At 61.2% G+C, this 15,727-nt stretch carries 13 protein-coding genes and 1 tRNA gene; 8 read left to right on the top strand and 6 right to left on the bottom strand.

Annotated elements, in window-relative coordinates:
* Window positions 1–248 precede the first annotated feature (248 nt).
* Window positions 249–333: transfer RNA gene (locus AArcS_RS04240), tRNA-Leu, on the bottom strand.
* Between the two features lie 187 nt (window positions 334–520).
* Between AArcS_RS04240 and AArcS_RS04245 the strand changes: the two genes are divergently transcribed.
* The 3 genes from AArcS_RS04245 (at window position 521) to sucD (ending at window position 3,657) form a co-directional block, all read left to right on the top strand.
* A complete protein-coding gene (locus AArcS_RS04245; protein WP_238479178.1) occupies window positions 521–1,537 on the top strand; it encodes a lysylphosphatidylglycerol synthase transmembrane domain-containing protein in 1,017 nt (338 codons plus the stop codon).
* Between the two features lie 102 nt (window positions 1,538–1,639).
* Window positions 1,640–2,788: an ADP-forming succinate--CoA ligase subunit beta gene (gene sucC / locus AArcS_RS04250; protein WP_238479179.1), complete on the top strand. Its 1,149-nt coding sequence runs from the start codon at window positions 1,640–1,642 to the stop codon at window positions 2,786–2,788.
* Window positions 2,788–3,657, top strand: coding sequence for a succinate--CoA ligase subunit alpha (gene sucD / locus AArcS_RS04255; protein ID WP_238479180.1), 870 nt, complete (start codon window positions 2,788–2,790; stop codon window positions 3,655–3,657). The genes sucC and sucD overlap by 1 nt, the downstream gene beginning before the upstream one ends.
* A gap of 15 nt (window positions 3,658–3,672) precedes the next feature.
* On the opposite strand, the gene AArcS_RS04260 is transcribed toward sucD, so the two are convergent.
* Window positions 3,673–4,005 carry a carboxymuconolactone decarboxylase family protein gene (locus tag AArcS_RS04260; RefSeq protein WP_238479181.1) on the bottom strand — a complete coding sequence of 111 codons (333 nt, stop codon included), beginning with the start codon at window positions 4,003–4,005 and terminating at the stop codon, window positions 3,673–3,675.
* Between the two features lie 123 nt (window positions 4,006–4,128).
* On the opposite strand from AArcS_RS04260, the gene tsaA reads away from it, so the two are divergent.
* Complete coding sequence (tsaA, locus tag AArcS_RS04265; RefSeq protein ID WP_238479183.1) at window positions 4,129–4,614, top strand: tRNA (N6-threonylcarbamoyladenosine(37)-N6)-methyltransferase TrmO; 486 nt, start codon at window positions 4,129–4,131, stop codon at window positions 4,612–4,614.
* Window positions 4,615–4,659: 45 nt separating this feature from the next.
* Here the strand turns inward: tsaA and AArcS_RS04270 are convergent, their stop codons facing one another.
* Both AArcS_RS04270 and AArcS_RS04275 read right to left on the bottom strand, forming a co-directional pair.
* A complete protein-coding gene (locus AArcS_RS04270; RefSeq protein ID WP_238479184.1) occupies window positions 4,660–5,175 on the bottom strand; it encodes an acyltransferase in 516 nt (171 codons plus the stop codon).
* A 64-nt stretch (window positions 5,176–5,239) separates the two neighbouring features.
* Window positions 5,240–9,289, bottom strand: coding sequence for a DNA polymerase domain-containing protein (locus AArcS_RS04275; RefSeq protein ID WP_238479185.1), 4,050 nt, complete (start codon window positions 9,287–9,289; stop codon window positions 5,240–5,242).
* 123 nt (window positions 9,290–9,412) lie between these two features.
* On the opposite strand from AArcS_RS04275, the gene AArcS_RS04280 reads away from it, so the two are divergent.
* The gene (locus tag AArcS_RS04280; RefSeq protein ID WP_238479186.1) at window positions 9,413–9,871 is read left to right on the top strand and encodes a MaoC family dehydratase; all 459 of its coding nucleotides are present in this window, start codon (window positions 9,413–9,415) and stop codon (window positions 9,869–9,871) included.
* 137 nt (window positions 9,872–10,008) lie between these two features.
* Entirely contained in the window at window positions 10,009–12,894 is a 2,886-nt protein-coding gene (locus AArcS_RS04285; protein ID WP_238479187.1) for a glucodextranase DOMON-like domain-containing protein, read from the top strand.
* Between the two features lie 35 nt (window positions 12,895–12,929).
* On the opposite strand, the gene AArcS_RS04290 is transcribed toward AArcS_RS04285, so the two are convergent.
* Window positions 12,930–13,532, bottom strand: a complete 603-nt coding sequence (locus tag AArcS_RS04290; protein ID WP_238479188.1) for a hypothetical protein — start codon at window positions 13,530–13,532, stop codon at window positions 12,930–12,932.
* 114 nt (window positions 13,533–13,646) lie between these two features.
* Here AArcS_RS04290 and AArcS_RS04295 point away from each other — a divergent pair, with 114 nt between their 5' ends.
* Both AArcS_RS04295 and AArcS_RS04300 read left to right on the top strand, forming a co-directional pair.
* Window positions 13,647–14,678, top strand: coding sequence for a ComEC/Rec2 family competence protein (locus AArcS_RS04295; protein WP_238479189.1), 1,032 nt, complete (start codon window positions 13,647–13,649; stop codon window positions 14,676–14,678).
* Window positions 14,678–14,956, top strand: coding sequence for a DUF3006 domain-containing protein (locus AArcS_RS04300; RefSeq protein WP_238479190.1), 279 nt, complete (start codon window positions 14,678–14,680; stop codon window positions 14,954–14,956). Before AArcS_RS04295 ends, AArcS_RS04300 begins: the two co-directional genes overlap by 1 nt.
* Here the strand turns inward: AArcS_RS04300 and AArcS_RS04305 are convergent.
* Entirely contained in the window at window positions 14,953–15,687 is a 735-nt protein-coding gene (locus AArcS_RS04305) for an MBL fold metallo-hydrolase (protein ID WP_238479191.1), read from the bottom strand. The genes AArcS_RS04300 and AArcS_RS04305 overlap by 4 nt on opposite strands.
* Window positions 15,688–15,727: the final 40 nt, after the last annotated feature.

The following is a 15,727-nucleotide window of genomic DNA, read 5'->3' on the forward strand; positions in this document are numbered from 1 at the left end:
CACCGCGGACCGCCTGCCCTCCCCCGTCGGCGCGCATACAGCGCGCCTCGGCCATGTGTTGCTGGCCGTGAAAGTGCAAGCCTGTAGTGGATGTGTCGATAGAAGCATCGCTGATTGGTTTGAGCCGACTCGATATCAAATCGGGCTGATCGCTCTCTCGGACGTTGTTTCGGTAGAAGTTGTGCGTGGGTGCAGTCCCAAGAGGAATGCACCGTGCATCGACTTCGGCGGTGTGGCCGCCAATGCGATGCGTGGGACCGGATTTGAACCGGCGGACCTCTACAGGACAGCGCCCTCAACGCTGCGCCGTTGGCCTAGCTTGGCTACCCACGCCCGCTGTCTTACTGCACTCCGTTCTATTCCACGGGTGAATAAAAGGGCTTTCGTTTGGCGGCGGGGGGACAGTCGTTACCACGCGGAGACGTACCGCGGTTTTGTCAGCCGCTCGGCGTACGGAAAGAGACCAAACGGTACGGAAAGAGACCAAACGTTTTGTAACTCGGATTACTGGGACACTGTAATGGATCGTCGGCTACTGCTTGGGTTTGCAGGTGCGGGTATTGCGCTCGTGCTCCTCGTCTACGCTGTCGGCTGGGACGATGTATTCGATGCTGCGGGGGACGCATCGTTATCGATATATGCGCTCGCGTTTGTCGCCGCAGGCGTCTGTCAGGTATTTCGGAGTATGGTCTGGTATCGGTTACTCGGGATCATCGGTGAAAGCACACCACGTCTTCTCGTTCTGCGGATCTTCCTGACTGGGATGTTCCTCAAGTACGTCACCCCGTACGGCCAGGTCGCGGCAGGGCCGGGTATTGCCTACGTTCTCTCCCAGTACACCAACAGCGAGTACGAGTCCGACCTGGCGACGGTCGTAAGTGCGGACTTTCTGAACTACGTGCCCTATTATACGTTCGGAACCGTCGGCTTTGTGTACTTCGTCGTCGGACAATCCCGGTTGCCGAATCTGGGTCTCTACTACGTGGCCGTCCCGTTGCTCGTAGCAGCGGTCGGTGGACTGCTGGCCGTTTTCTGGTCTCGACGCGGCATCGTCCAGCGTGGGGTTGTGGGGGTCACAGGGGGTGTCCGGGCGCTCGTGGCCTACGTTTCGACGAATCTGGCGGAACGAATCAGCGAGGAGGCGGTGCGTGAACGGCTCGCCGGGTTCTACGAAACGCTCGACCTGGTGTCAAAAGACCGCCGGAGCGTGGCCGCGGCAGTTGTCTACGCGCACGTCGGTTGGTTCTTCCTTATGCTTCCCGTTTACATCGTCGCGCTCGCGCTTGGGACCCACATTCCACTTGGGCTGGCGTTCCTGGTCGTCGCACTGAGCAAGCTAGGCTTTCTGGTACCTCTCCCGGGTGGTCTGGGCGGCGTCGAGTTCGTTCTTGCCGGAATGATCACGCTCGTCACTGGATTGTCGCCCGCGACTGCCACGGCGATTGCGATCCTCTATCGACTCACTGCGTACTGGCAAACTATCGCACTGGGTGGGCTCTGTTCGGCGTCGCTCTCCGTGAGTGGACAGCCCGCCTGAGTGGGGTCGTCTGGACGGCCGGCCACCGCAAGCGGTGTGTTTCCCACCGGCACGTTTCGACACTACTAACTCGGGTTCTGCGAAAGTAGATGACGAGTCAGAATGAAGCTACACGAATATCAGGCGAAGCAGGTGTTCGCCGACGCCGGGATTCCGACGCCGCCGTCGACGCTCGCGAAGACCGCCGACGGAGTGGTCGAGGCGGCCGATGAGATCGGGTATCCGGTCGCGATCAAAGCGCAGGTACAGGTCGGTGGACGCGGGAAAGCCGGCGGGATCGAACTCGTCGACGACGCCGAGGAGGCCCGCGAAGCCGCCGAGTCGATCCTCGGGATGGACCTGAAGGGGCTGCACGTCGACAGCGTGCTCGTCGAGGGTGCCGTCGACTTCGTCAACGAACTCTATCTGGGGATCACGATGGACCGGGGCGAGGGCAAGCCGGTCGCGATGGTCTCGACGAAAGGCGGCGTCGACATCGAGCAGGTCGCCGAGGAGGACCCCGACGCGATCGTTCGCGAGCACGTCGATCCGGCCTTCGGAATGTTCCCGTATCAGGCCCGCCGCGCCGTCTTCGAGGCGGGCGTCGACCGTGAGGTCGCCACTGACGTCGCCTCGGTCCTGCGGACGCTCTATCAGCTCTGGGCCGACAACGACGCCACGGAAGCCGAGATCAACCCGCTGATGGTCACGGCGGACGACGAGGTAATCGCTGCCGACGCCGTCATGAACATCGACGAGGACGCGCTGTTCCGCCAGCCCGACCTCGTCGAGATGGAGGACACCTCCGCGGGCGGCGACGAACTCGAAGCCAAGGCCGACGAGTACGGCTTCGATTACGTCCGCCTCTCGGGCAACGTCGGCATCATCGGCAACGGTGCAGGGCTGGTGATGACGACGCTCGACCTCGTGGATCACTACGGCGGCGAGCCCGCCAACTTCCTCGACGTCGGTGGCGGCGCGAAAGCCGAGCGAATCGCCAACGCGCTGGATATGGTCTTCTCCGACGAGAACGTCGACTCGGTCGTGTTCAACATCTTCGGTGGGATCACCCGCGGCGACGAAGTCGCCAAGGGGATCAACAGCGCGCTCGAACAGTTCGACGAGATTCCCAAACCGGTCGTCGTTCGACTCGCCGGGACCAACTGGGAGGAGGGAATGGAGATCCTCAACGAGGACCTCGTGACCATCGAGAAGACGCTCGAGGACGCGGTACAACGCTCGGTCGAGTACGCACAGGAGGTGGATGCATAATGTCCGTTCTGGTAGATGAAGACACACGCGTTGTCGTACAGGGGATCACCGGCGGTGAAGGGAAGTTCCACGCCGGACAGATGATCGAGTACGGGACCAACGTCGTCGCCGGTGCGGTACCTGGCCGCGGCGGGCAGGAAGTCCACGGTGTGCCGGTCTACGACACCGTCGAGGCGGCAGCACGCGAGGAAGACGCCGACGCATCCGTCATCTTCGTTCCGCCAGCGTTCGCGGGTGACGCCATCTTCGAGGCACTTGACTCACCACTCGACCTTGCGGTCGCCATCACCGAAGGAGTCCCAACCCAGGATATGGCGAAGGTAAACAAACGCCTCACCGAGACCGATACGCGCCTGATCGGCCCGAACTGTCCGGGCATCATCACCCCGGGCGAGTCGAAACTCGGCATCCTGCCGGGCAACATCTTCTCCCCGGGGAACGTCGGGCTCGTTTCGCGTTCGGGTACGCTGACCTACCAGGTCGTGGATAACCTCACTGACCGTGGACTCGGCCAGTCCACCGCCATCGGCATCGGCGGGGACCCGATCATCGGGACGACCTTCATCGACGCGCTCGAAGCGTTCGAGTCCGACCCCGACACCGATGTCGTCGTGATGTGCGGCGAGATCGGTGGCGAGGACGAGGAACAGGCTGCCAAGTACATCGCAGAGAACATGGACACGCCGGTCACTGGCTTCATCGCGGGCCGCACCGCGCCGCCGGGGAAACGGATGGGCCATGCCGGTGCGATCGTCTCCGGTTCCGGTACCGGCACCGCGGAGTCGAAAATCAACGCGCTCAACGACGCCGGCGTTCCAGTCGGTGATACGCCGGAAGAAGTCGCCGACGCTGTCGAGGACCTGCTGTAGAACCCGTCTCCGTTTTCACTCGTCAGTGTAATCCTCGATCCAGCTTAGCCCTGCCATCGCTTCAGGAAACCCGAGCGTCGGGATCGCAAGAATACCGACGTGTTCGAGCGCTTTGGGGTCGATCCCCTCGTCGAGACCGCGCCGTGTATGCGAGTGGACTGCCCCTTCGGACTGCGCGCCAACGGCGAGCGCGAGCTTCACGATCCGTTTCGTCTCGTCGTCGATGGGGCCGGCCTCCGAACAGGCTTTACCAAGGTCCGAGTACGCCTCCCATACCTCGGGCTGTTCGCTCGCGAGTCGACCCGGCACTGACGGCAGTTCGTCCGTGTCGTCAATTTCGTCAGCCATACCAGTACTATCGCGGCGCGCTATCAAGATAGCTTGGGTTCGTTCATCGGGTGACCCGTGAATTTGCGTAACAATCGGCGGTCTTCGGAGGATTGATGCTCCGCTGAGCGATAGCTCTCAGCCATGGACACTGTCGAGTACGAGCCTATCGGAACGATCTTCACCCCCTTCGAAGACCCCGATGGAATGCCGATTCAGCCATCCGGGGACGAAGCAGCGCGGGGGACAGTAGTCCTCGAACCCCAGTACGCCGAGGGTCTAGCTGATCTCGACGGGTTCTCACACTGTATCCTCCTGTATCACTTTCACGCCGGCGAGGACGGTGCCTCGATGAGTGTAGAACCGTTCCTCGACGAAACGGAGCGCGGACTCTTTGCAACTCGCGCTCCGCGTCGCCCTAACCGGATCGGGCTGTCAGTTGTTTCCGTGGAATCTATCGACGACAACGAGCTCGCTGTCGGGGATGTCGACGTAGTGGACGGAACGCCATTGCTCGATATCAAACCGCTCGTTTCGGGGTTCGATATTCCCTCGTCCACCGACGACGGGTGGGTTGCGGAGAGTCACGATGACGTCGAGGCGAAAACAGCAGATGACCGGTTTCTGTGATCCGTCTGGCTCCAGATCGCCAGGCCAGTTTCCGCTCGAAATACGCTAGTCCGACTCATCTCTCGAGGACAGTGGCTCCGCCGGAACGCCGGCGACTGTCTCACCCGGCGGGATGTCTTCTGTGACCAGCGAGTTCGCCGCAACCTGTGCGCCCGCTCCGATCTCGACACCCGGAAGGACGACTGCGCCCGCTCCGATCATCGCCCGCTCGCCAACGACAACCTCACCAAGTCGGTACTCGTCCTGCAAGAACTCGTGGCAGAGTATCGTTGCGTCGTAGCCGATGATTGCGTGGTCCTCGACGGTAATCAACTCAGGCCAGAAGACATCCGGCGTCGATTCGAGTCCCCACGAGACGCCCTTGCCGACGCTCACGCCGAGGCGGCGGAGCAGCCAGCTTTTCAGTTTGAGGCTGGGAGAGATCCGGCAGAGAACGATAACGACATAGTTGAGCATGATCCGCAGGGGGTGTTTCGCGTCGGGCCAGTGCTGGAGCGAGTTCAGCGGGCCGGGTGTCCCGTGATACGAAAGGCGGCCGTGGCGTGATCCTCGATCTGTCACATCTGTGGGGTTCTGCGTGGGGGAGTATAAACTGGTCGCCCGACTGGCAACCAGAACAGCCGTGCTACATGAACCCGCCGAGCCCCGTCTGCTCCTGGCCGCTTTTGACCTCCGACCAGGAGATATCGAGCGCTTCGAGAACGCGCTCGATCGGTCCCTTGAGCGTCTTGTCGAGCATCTTCTCGTAGTCGATCTCGAACTCCTCTGGGATCTGATCGTCGTACTCGAAACAGATTACGTCCGGGTCGCGTTTGAACTCGCCGTAGAGGAGATCGGTCTGCGGATCGAACCCTTCCTCTCGTTCCATCCGCTCGAAGAAACTCGGATGGACCTTTTTGAGGTAGAGCCGTTTCGGCTTCGATCCACTGGAGAAGTTCGTCCCCAGCAGCTCGTTGGCGTACTTCGCCCCCCGGACCTGCGCCGTGTCGGTGTCGTAGTTGTCGAGTTTCTTGCCGATCCCACCGGGGATCCCGATCTCGTCCAGCGAAACCTCGCCAGCCTGCACCTCCTGAATGATGTCGTGGACGTAGGTCTTGACGTCCTCGATATCCTCACCGCGGACGATCCGGGTGATCACTTCCAGCTGGACCTCTTTGGTGATCTGGGCAATATCGGAACGCTGGTACTCGAACCCGGTGATGTCGATGTCGTCGACGTCTTTGCCCTCCTTCCAGACGATGTGGCCCGCGTAGCGTTTCTTCTTGCCCGCCTGGAAGAATCGCCGATAGAGCTTCTCGAACTCGATCTGGAAGCGGTGCTCGGCAGCGTTCAGCTCGTCACGCGCGAACCGGTCGTACGCGGAATTGATGTGCTCCTCGATCTCGAAGGATTGCTCGATGGCGTCGTCAGTTTCGATATCAGGACCGAGTTCGAGCATCACGGAGTCGGTGTTGTGCAGGACGACACCGCCAACCCCGTCGACGAAGTTCTCGTTCTCGGCAACGCTCAGGTCGTATACGTAGCCGTCGTGTTCGACTTCGCGGACGACAGGCTCTCGGCCCGATCGATAGAACTCACACGTGCGGATCGTGTAGCTTCCCTTTTCAGACCGGTATTTGAGCGAGTGCTTGCGTCCGCGCTGGGTAAGCAGCATCGAGAGTCCTGCCGCGAGTTCCCGACTCACGGTCTCGTAGTCGAAGTTCCGTTCGCAATATCCCTCGGAGTACCGCGGGAACTCACGGGAGCCGTCCCCTTCGACGAGGACGTCGATAAACAGGTCCTGAAGCTCCGATGGAAGATGGAAAACGAAAGAGGGGATACGTTTACCCCTGGATGACTGCCCTGCGAACTCGCGGAAGAACACCGCCGAAAGCTCATTCATCATCTGGAGTTTCAACGTCCCGTCGTCGTAGACGTAGTCGTCGCCGTCGTCGGACGCGATAGCACGCTCGTCCCGGCTGTCAGAAGCCGTGATCCCGGCAGTTGCACCCTCGAACAGTCTCCGGTAATCGTCCTGAAGTCCTTCTAGCCACTCCCGCCGGGACTCGGCAACCGACGCGCCGAACTTCGCCTCTGTCGTCTCAACTGTCGAGGCGCTCCCCTCGGAAATGTAGGCGGCGAGCAGGCGGACGAGCGCTCGACCGTCCTCGGAATCGATGTCGATGTGCCGCTGGACAGAGATAGTCGACTCGACGTCGTCGTGGTGTTCGTGTCCGAACCAGACTCGATTGTCGTCCGCATGGATGCGCTTGGTTTTCGAGATTGCGTTCTCGCTGCCCACACTCCGACCGTCCTCGTACTCACGGACATATCCGTCAAGCACCTCGTAGACATCGATGGTCTCGATCGGCTCGACCGATGGGACGGTAGGTACACGGAGCGGTTCGTCGACATCCTCTGGCTTCGCTTCGACGTACTTGCCGTCGTCCTCGACGACGAACGAGTGATCTCGTGTCACCGTCGACTCGCCGAACTTGTGCTGGAGTCGACAGACCGGTTTGTCCGTTTCGTGACGGATCACGCCCTCGATCGGCTGCCACTCGGCTTCTCCGGTTTCGGACAGCGATAACGCTTCCCAGCCGTCGAGTGTCCGGCGATCCTTCCCGGTCGTCGCTGTAGCGACTGTCCCGCCGTCAGCACTGATGAGAACCTCGCCAGCGGCGTCGAGATCGCTTCCCGTCTCGAACAACTCTTCGATCGGCCTGATTCGAACGGCTCCGGTGGGGTCCCGCACCACGATCGGTCGATCACCGGTGACACTATCCCCATATGTCACATCGTAGTCAAGTTCGTTCGCAGCCTCTTCGGTGAACTCGATTACCTCACGTCCCGTTGCAGTCACTGCTGCACCCATTTCCTTGTCGTACAGACGGAACCGATCCCATCCCAGAACACCGTAGAGCGAATTCATAATAACCTTGACAGCTCCCTGCTGCTGGTCGTATCTGGCGTAGGCCTCGCTGTCGGGATCGTGCTCGTTCCGGAGCTCTTTCTTGTTCTCGCGTTCGGTCAGCAGTTCGTCGACCATCTCCCGGATGATCCCGTCCGGCTCCTTGCGGAAGTGCGTCCCGTTGGGTGCACGGTAGGTCTCGTCACCGTACTCGTCGGGATCTACTTTCGTCTCGGGCGAGGCGTTTGTCGTCACCATGCACATGGGGTATAGACTCTTCAGGTCAAGCACGGTGACGTTTTCTTTAACACCGGTAATCGGGTCAAAGACGGCACCTCCCTCGTAATCCTCCCCCTCGTGTTTCCCTTTTGAGGGAAGCGAGAAATTGCCGTGTACCTTGTGCAGGACGTACATGTCGACTGCGTCGCCGGGTGTCGGTGCGTCTTCAAGCTTGCAGCCGACGAACGTTCGGACCTCGTCCCAGAACTCGACGATATTCTGTTTGCGATCCAGTTCGACACAAAGTTCGACGTCCCGGAGGTTGTACTCTAGAAGCTGTTCGGGATCGTCCTCCCAGAGATCGCCGATATCACCGGTGTACCGTTCCTTGCCGACGCCGAGCTCCTGTTCGCCGACGGCGTCGAGCCGGTAAGATTCGAGCTCGGTGAACTGGGTGCGCTTGTAGGCATAGAGCAGATCGAAGACGACCCGTCCCTTGATATCCGGGCCGCCCCACCCACCGGCCCAGACTTCGCCAACGCGGGAGAGGCGATCGTACGAGAGGCCGAGATTCTCGAGTCGGTTGACCAGATACGGCGCGTCGAAGTCCTCGAAGTTCCAGCCCGTGAGGACGTCCGGATCGGTGTCTCCGAGATAGTCCAGAAACGCCTCCAGCAGCGCCTCCTCGCTGTCGAACGTTCTGACCTCGTAGTCGGCCTCGTCGGTGAGCGGATCGTAGCCCTCCAGGGCGTCTGGAGCATCGACGCCGCCGACCGGTGCGTCGTAGAGCCAGAGGATGTACTCGTCGTCGTAGGAGTCGTGGCTCGCCAGACAGATGATCGGCTGTTCGGCGTCCTCGGGTTCGGGGAAGCCGTGTCGGTCGTCGACCTCCAGGTCGAACGTGTTGACGCGCGGTGTCGCGGTCATCTCGGCCGCCTCGACTTCCTCGTGGGCGACGATCAACGCACCCTCCTCGTCCCGGCGCACAGGCACCTCGACGCCGCTCTGAATGTCTTTGTCGATCAGGAACCGGTTCGGAAAGAGAATGTCGGCCTCGTAGTGATCGAACTCGTCACGGACCTCCCCGACGTCCCGCGGCGTTCGGCCGTAGATTTTCGTGAGGTGTTCCCCGCGAATGCTCTCGAAGGGCTCGCCGTTCTCGTCGGTCTCGTCGGAGTCGACCAGGCCGTCGTACTCCTCTTCGGGTGGGCGTTCGAGGGTATCTGTAGGAGCATAGAAGTACGGCTGGAAGCCGAGCACTCTGACGTGATGTGGGTCGTCGTCCTCGTCCCGGCCGAACACGTTGATGATGGGCCGCTCGTGTTGCCCTCGCCCCGCGATCGTGTAATCGATCTGCATCACGGAGAGCCGTATCGTCTCGGCTGGTTCGCCGTACCGAGCATCGAGGCCGTCCCGCGTCGGATCGATCGTTTCGATCCCGCTTCCGTCGCCGTCTCCGGCCACAGCCCGGGCTTCCGCGGCGAGATCCCGCTCGTCGTCGCTGGAGGACGAGTCATCCTCCCCCAAACCGAACTCGGCAAGTCCCGTCTGCCCGTCGTCAGTCATGTCCGTCCGGTAGGTCCCCCTCCGTTAAAAACCACCGCAATCCACCAGTACGGAGGCCGATGTCGCACCCAGTAGGGACACTCTTGCCGGTGGGCTTTTGTCAATACTGGCTGATTCCCAGGTATGGCCGGCAAGTACTACGAGGAATTCGAGGTCGGCGAGCGAATCGTACACGAGAAACGACGGACGATAAGTGAGAGCGACAACCAGCGGTTTTGCGACCTGACGATGAACCAACAGCCGCTCCATCTCGACGCCGAGTTTGCCGCCGAGACGGAGTTCGGCGAGCGCGTGGTCAACGGACTGTACACGATGAGCCTCGCCGTCGGGCTGACCATCCCCGAGACGACGGACGGGACGATCGTTGCGAACCTCGCCTACGACGACGTCGAGCATCTTGCCCCGGTGTTCCACGGCGATACGATCCGCGCGGAGACGACTGTCACGGACAAGCGAGAGACCAGCGACGGCGAGCGTGGGATCGTCGCAATGGCTGTAGCGGTGTTCAATCAGGACGACGAGGAGGTCTGTCGGTTCAAGCGGACGGTCCTCTCGGAGAAGCGTCCGGACAGCACATCGTGAATTAACGGATCACACCGTATTCGGGGAATACTGGTGTAATATACAAATACAACTCCGAAGTAGACGGAAGAAATTAAATCTGTGAAGTAATTGATTACCATAATTATTATCAGTCCGTAGTCTAACTGGGTGGTACAGTGCAACGTAGAACATTCATCACCAGTCTCGCCGCTGTCGCCGGTTTGACGGCAACCGGTGTCCCCGCCGCTGCGGACCACACGGAGAACCGATCGGAGCTCGATCTGGAGACAGACGACGGCTCTCATCACCCCGGCCCCCCACGGTTTACACATAAGGGACGCGGATTCGTCAACCCGAACTTCGATGAGGAAAATATCCGGGACGACCTCGCGCCACGGAACCCGGACGGCGACGCAGAGTACTCCTGGTCGGTCGTCGATGCCCCGGCTGACTCCTCGGCAACCCCCACTGACGCCGCGGTCGCCGAGTTCGAGCCGGACGTTCCGGGCGAGTATACCCTCGAACTCGACGCGCCCGACGGTACACACGAGCTGACGGTCCGTGTCTTCCCCGAGGAAGACGAGGACGATCCACGTCCGCGCGTGGATCTCGATGCCGAAGTCGTCGAGGGACAGGTCCTGCTCTCGGCGAATGCGATGGCCCCAGACCGCGAGGATGTCATCGACGAGCAGGTCGACGTTGAGTTCTACGTCGACGATCGGGACAAAGACGTGCTCGCAGGCAACGGGACGATCTCCGCGTCGGAGATCACCGACCCGGTCCGGGTCCACGCCGTCGCGGTCGGTGACCGCCATTCCGTTGCGGACATGATCAAGCTCGTTCCCGAGGGTGACGATTTGCACGTCGAACACCCGTACAAAGCTCCTGACTGGGTCGAAAACTCGATTATCTACTCCATTTTCACGCGGCGCTTCCCCGAACAGGAGCTCGACGGCGAAACGATCGCCACGGACGACACGCCCGGATTCGACGAGATTGCCGGCAGACTCGACCATCTCGACGAGCTCGGCGTCGACGTTCTGTGGATGACGCCCTTTGTGCCGACCGACCGCGGGTTCGGAACGCCAGAGGCGGAAGGCGGCCCCCACGGGTACCACAAGACCGACTACTTCGACGTCGATCCGGATCTCGGAACGATGGAAGACTTCGAGAACCTGGTCGACGAGGCACACGACCGCGACATCAAGGTCGTCTTCGACCTCGTCATCAACCACGCCTCCGAGAATCATCCGTTCTTCCAGGCGGCGCTCGACGAGAGCCACGAAGAGCATGAAAAGTACTACGACTGGTTCCGCTGGGACGATGACGGCAACCGCGAGGCGTACTACGGCTGGGACGGGATCCCGAACCTCGATCACGAAAACCCTGAAGTCCGCGAGTGGTGTCTCGACGTCGTCGACTTCTGGGCACCCAAAGTCGATGGCTTTCGCGCCGACATCGCGTGGGGCGTGCCAAACCACTTCTGGAAGGAGATTTACCAGCGGGTCACCGAGTACGACTCCGACTTCTTCATGCTCGACGAGACGCTGCCGTACGACGAAGAGTTCGGTGCGGGCGGCTTCGACGTCCACTACGACAACCACCTCCACGGCGCGCTCGGCGCTGCTGCGGAAGGAACGGCAGAGGAAGTCCTCGAAGCCTACGAGGACCGGTTCCGGAACGGCGCACATCCCGAGTCGCTGTTCATGCAGTACATAGAGAACCACGACACGGACCGGTATCTCGAACAGCACGGCTTCATGGCACAGCTGGCTGCCGGGACGGCGACGTTTACCCTCCCCGGCGTCCCGATGATCTACTACGGGCAGGAGACTGGCCTGACCGACTGGCGTGAGCCGATGAACTGGGGCGACTTCGACGAGAACACCTTGGAGTTCTACCAGCAGCTCGTCGACCTGCGCAAGTCCCATCCCGCCCTCCAGCATCACGCCCGGGTCGAACGGATCGACTACGAAGCGGATTCGGACTCCACGCTCGCGTACGCACGCTACGATCCCGAGACGGATCGACGCGTCGTCGTCTTGCTCGATTTCAGTGACGACACACAGACCGTCCGGATCGGCGATTACGTCGAATCGGAAAACCTCATCACTGGCGACGATGCCGGGCTCGAGGTCAATGAGGAACACGAGTACGTCGAGATCGATGTCCCGACTGGAATCGTCCTCGAAGCCGACGAGCCGACCGACTTCAGCCTGCCGGGGAACGTCATCGCGGAGTTCGAACAGCCCGAAGGAACTGATTTCGGTCCGGGCAACTACACCTACCCCGGTACGGAAGAGATCCCCGAAGGCGAGTTCGATCTCGCGGGCGTAACCATTGAAGAAACAGACGAGACGTTCCGTTTCGAGTTCGAGTTCCATAACGAGGTGTCGAACCCATGGGACAACGACAGCGGCGTCTCACACCAGCACATTCAGGTATATCTCAACGATCCGGAGGTCGACGACGGGGAAACGGAGGCCCGAACCGGCGTCAACGCCGAACTCGCCGCACCGTACCAGCACGTCCTGACCGCCGGGCCGGGGGAACACACAGTCTACGATGCCGACGGCGACATCGTCGGTGAGGAGGGCGACTACAGCTACGATCCCGACGAGGATCCGAACACTATCGTCGTCGAGTTCGACAAGCACGCGATCGATTACCTGCCCGAAGCCGGTATGGCCGTGATCGTCATGAGCTACGACGGCTACGGTGACGGCGGCGTCCGGGCAGTCGAATCCGAGGCCAGCGAGTGGCAGTTCGGCGGCGCGGAACACGGCACGGCCCCGAACGTCATCGATCTACTGACTGCCGAGGACGTCGACAACGAGGACGCACTCGCGTACGACGAGGACAATTACGCACAGATCCCCTACGTCGCGCTCGGTGACGAAGAGATCGACGAGGAAGACGGAGAGGAGGAAGACGACGACGCTGACGACGAGGACGATGGACTGCCCGGCTTCGGCGTCGCTGCCGGTGCGGCGGGCGTCGCTGGCGGGGCGGTATACGCCGCGAACCGCGTGCTCGGTGCCGACGAAAACACAGAGGAGTAAGAGCGTCGGTTCCTCGTTTCGTCGCCGATTCTCTGTTACTGGACGCCAGTCGTCGTGACGGCCGCCGCTGACGACCCATCATTATGCCAGTAGTCGAGCGGTTCACCCCACGCCACAGGTGGAATCTCGTCATCGCCGTCGTCTGCCGCTTCGACCTCCCGCTGGAGATCCTGCGCGTCGAAATCCGGTTCGCGGGTAAGTCGTTCGACCAGTGCTGGCGTGACGGCGATTCGGCACTTGTCCGGCTGTCTCACCCAGGTGTCCTCGTCCTGGACCAAATGGATGTCGTAGTTCCGGACGTGGGTATCGGTGTACTCCGGATGGACCGCTTCGAGAACGCCCGCGGCGATCCGATAGCCGGTCGCACGATCCGGCTCGTCGTCAGTATCCAGCGTGACTTCGATAATCGGGACAACGATCGGATCGCCATCTCGATGCGTATTCACCTCTGGTGTCTTATGGACGCTCGGTGGTTCCGCAACGAGATCCGCGTCCCGACCCAGTGCTACTGTCTCCAGTGCGGACTGTGCGGCCTTCGTCGATTCCGAGGTCGTGTCCCAGTCCGGAACGTATATGAAGAGAACAATCAGGACCAACAGGAGTACGACGCCACCAGCGATCAATATCCCGGTCGTCATGGTGCGGTATTTATTCGATCAGAATATAATTCCTTTGCAGTCGTACGGAAAATCAACGTCTCTGGAGTCGAGAAACGCCCGGAGGTTTATGCGACAGAGTACCGTCAAAAGGGTATGCACCGCGGGCTCCTCGTCGTCTGCGTCAGCCTCCTGCTCGTCACGGCAGGCTGTGTCGGCGACATCCCCGTCGATGCAGCCGATGATGAACAGACCGCGTCCCTCGGCGATACCGAGGACGAAGCGACCGAGCCGCTCGACGACGCCGTCGAGATCCACCATATCGACGTCGGACAGGCCGACGCGACCCTGCTGATCGAACCCGGAGGTGAAACGATGCTGATCGACACCGGAGACTGGCGACAGGACGGTGAGGAAGTCCTCGCCTATCTCGACGAACAGGATGTCGAGCGGATCGATCACCTCGTGGCGACCCACGGCCATGCCGACCACATCGGCGGCCACGAGGCGGTGATCGATTACTACGAGGAAGACGCAGAGGGGATCGGAACAGCCTACGACAGCGGTGTTGCACATACCTCCGCGACATACGATCGGTATCTCGATGCTGTCGAGCGCCACGACGTCGATCTTCGTACTGTCGAGGACGGCGATAGCTTCGCGTTCGGCGAGACGACCGTCGAGGTATACAACCCTCCTGCAGGCGATTCAGGTACTGATCTTCACGAGAACAGCGTTACGCTGTCGGTCGAAATCGGCGGGACGAGCTATCTTACGACCGGAGACGCCGAACAGGACGCCGAACAGCGCATGGTCGACGCGCACGGCGATGAACTCGATGCTGAACTCTATCAGGCCGGCCATCACGGCTCCTCGACCAGTTCGACCGAGCCGTTCCTGGATGCCGTCAAGCCCGAGGTTGCCGTGATCTCCAGCGCGCTCGATAGCCAGTACGGTCATCCCCACGACGAGGTCATGGAGTCGTTCGCCGGTCGTGACATCGAGACCTACTGGACCGGCGTCCACGGAGATATCGTAGTTTATACTGATGGCGAGGAGACGACCGTCACGACCGAACACGACGAGACCACCGACCCTGCCGAGCTGGTAGAACACAAGCCCGAGGACGACACGGCGGCGATCACATCACCGGACACTCAAGCCCCTGTCGTGGCTAGTATCCACTGATGAGTGAAACGTACGACGCCGTCCTCGATCGGATCGTCGACGGCGAACACGCAACGCTCCTGCTCGAAGCCGACGGTGCAGTCGTCGACGAGTACGTGATAGACGTGCTGGAGGTGCCTGAAGACGGACGTCACGAGGGGGCAGTGTTTCGAGCGACGGTCGAAGACGCCACCCTCACCGACCTCAGCTACCAACCGGATGAGACGACGGACCGAAAAAAGAGCGCTCAGGATCGGCTCGATCGACTGTCCCGGCCACTTTCGGACGACGAGTCCTAGCTCACTCGAACCGTCATGAGATCCTCGGCGAACCGGACCTCGCCCTCATACTGTGCCGCGATCGCGTCGAGCATCTCGTCGTGGCGGCCGTCGGTGTGGGGGTACAGATGCGTGAGATAGACACGGCCGTACTCGTGGCCCGACAGGACGTTCCCCAGCTCGGTCGGCGTCGGGTGGTTGTCGACGTCGACGTCGTCCGGGAACGAGCAGTCGTGGACGAAGACGGCCGAGCCGTCTGCAAAGTCGGCCAGCCCCTCGAACGCCTCGGTGTCCCCGCTCAGCGTGAGTCGATCGTCGAACCGATAGGCGAGCGTCCGTTTCGAGTGCCTGACCTCACGTGCGCTCAGATCGAACCCCGAGATCACGTGTTCGCCGGATGCGATTTCGCGGATACTCACGTCGATTCGCCCATCAAGGTAATCGTGGACCTCGAACAGTCCGTCGACCAGCGCTTTCGTCCCACGTGGCCCGACGACCGTGAGATGTTCTTCACCGGCGAGCCACCGTGCTTTGAGCAGCGGAAAGAGATCCGCGACGTGATCGAGGTGGTGGTGCGTGAGCAATACCGTAGCGACTGCCTCGTAGCCGACGCCGCTTTGCTGGAGCCGCTGTAGCGTCCCAGCACCACAGTCGACGAGCAGTCGTCGGTCGTCGTCACGCAGCAGCGTCGCCGATTGATACCGTTCGCCGGTCGGCATCGCGCTGCCGGTCCCCAGAAATGTGACGCGCATGGATAGATGCACGTCGTCGCTCACATAATCTCTTGTGACT

This window comes from Natranaeroarchaeum sulfidigenes (genome assembly GCF_017094485.1).
GTDB lineage: Archaea > Halobacteriota > Halobacteria > Halobacteriales > Natronoarchaeaceae > Natranaeroarchaeum > Natranaeroarchaeum sulfidigenes.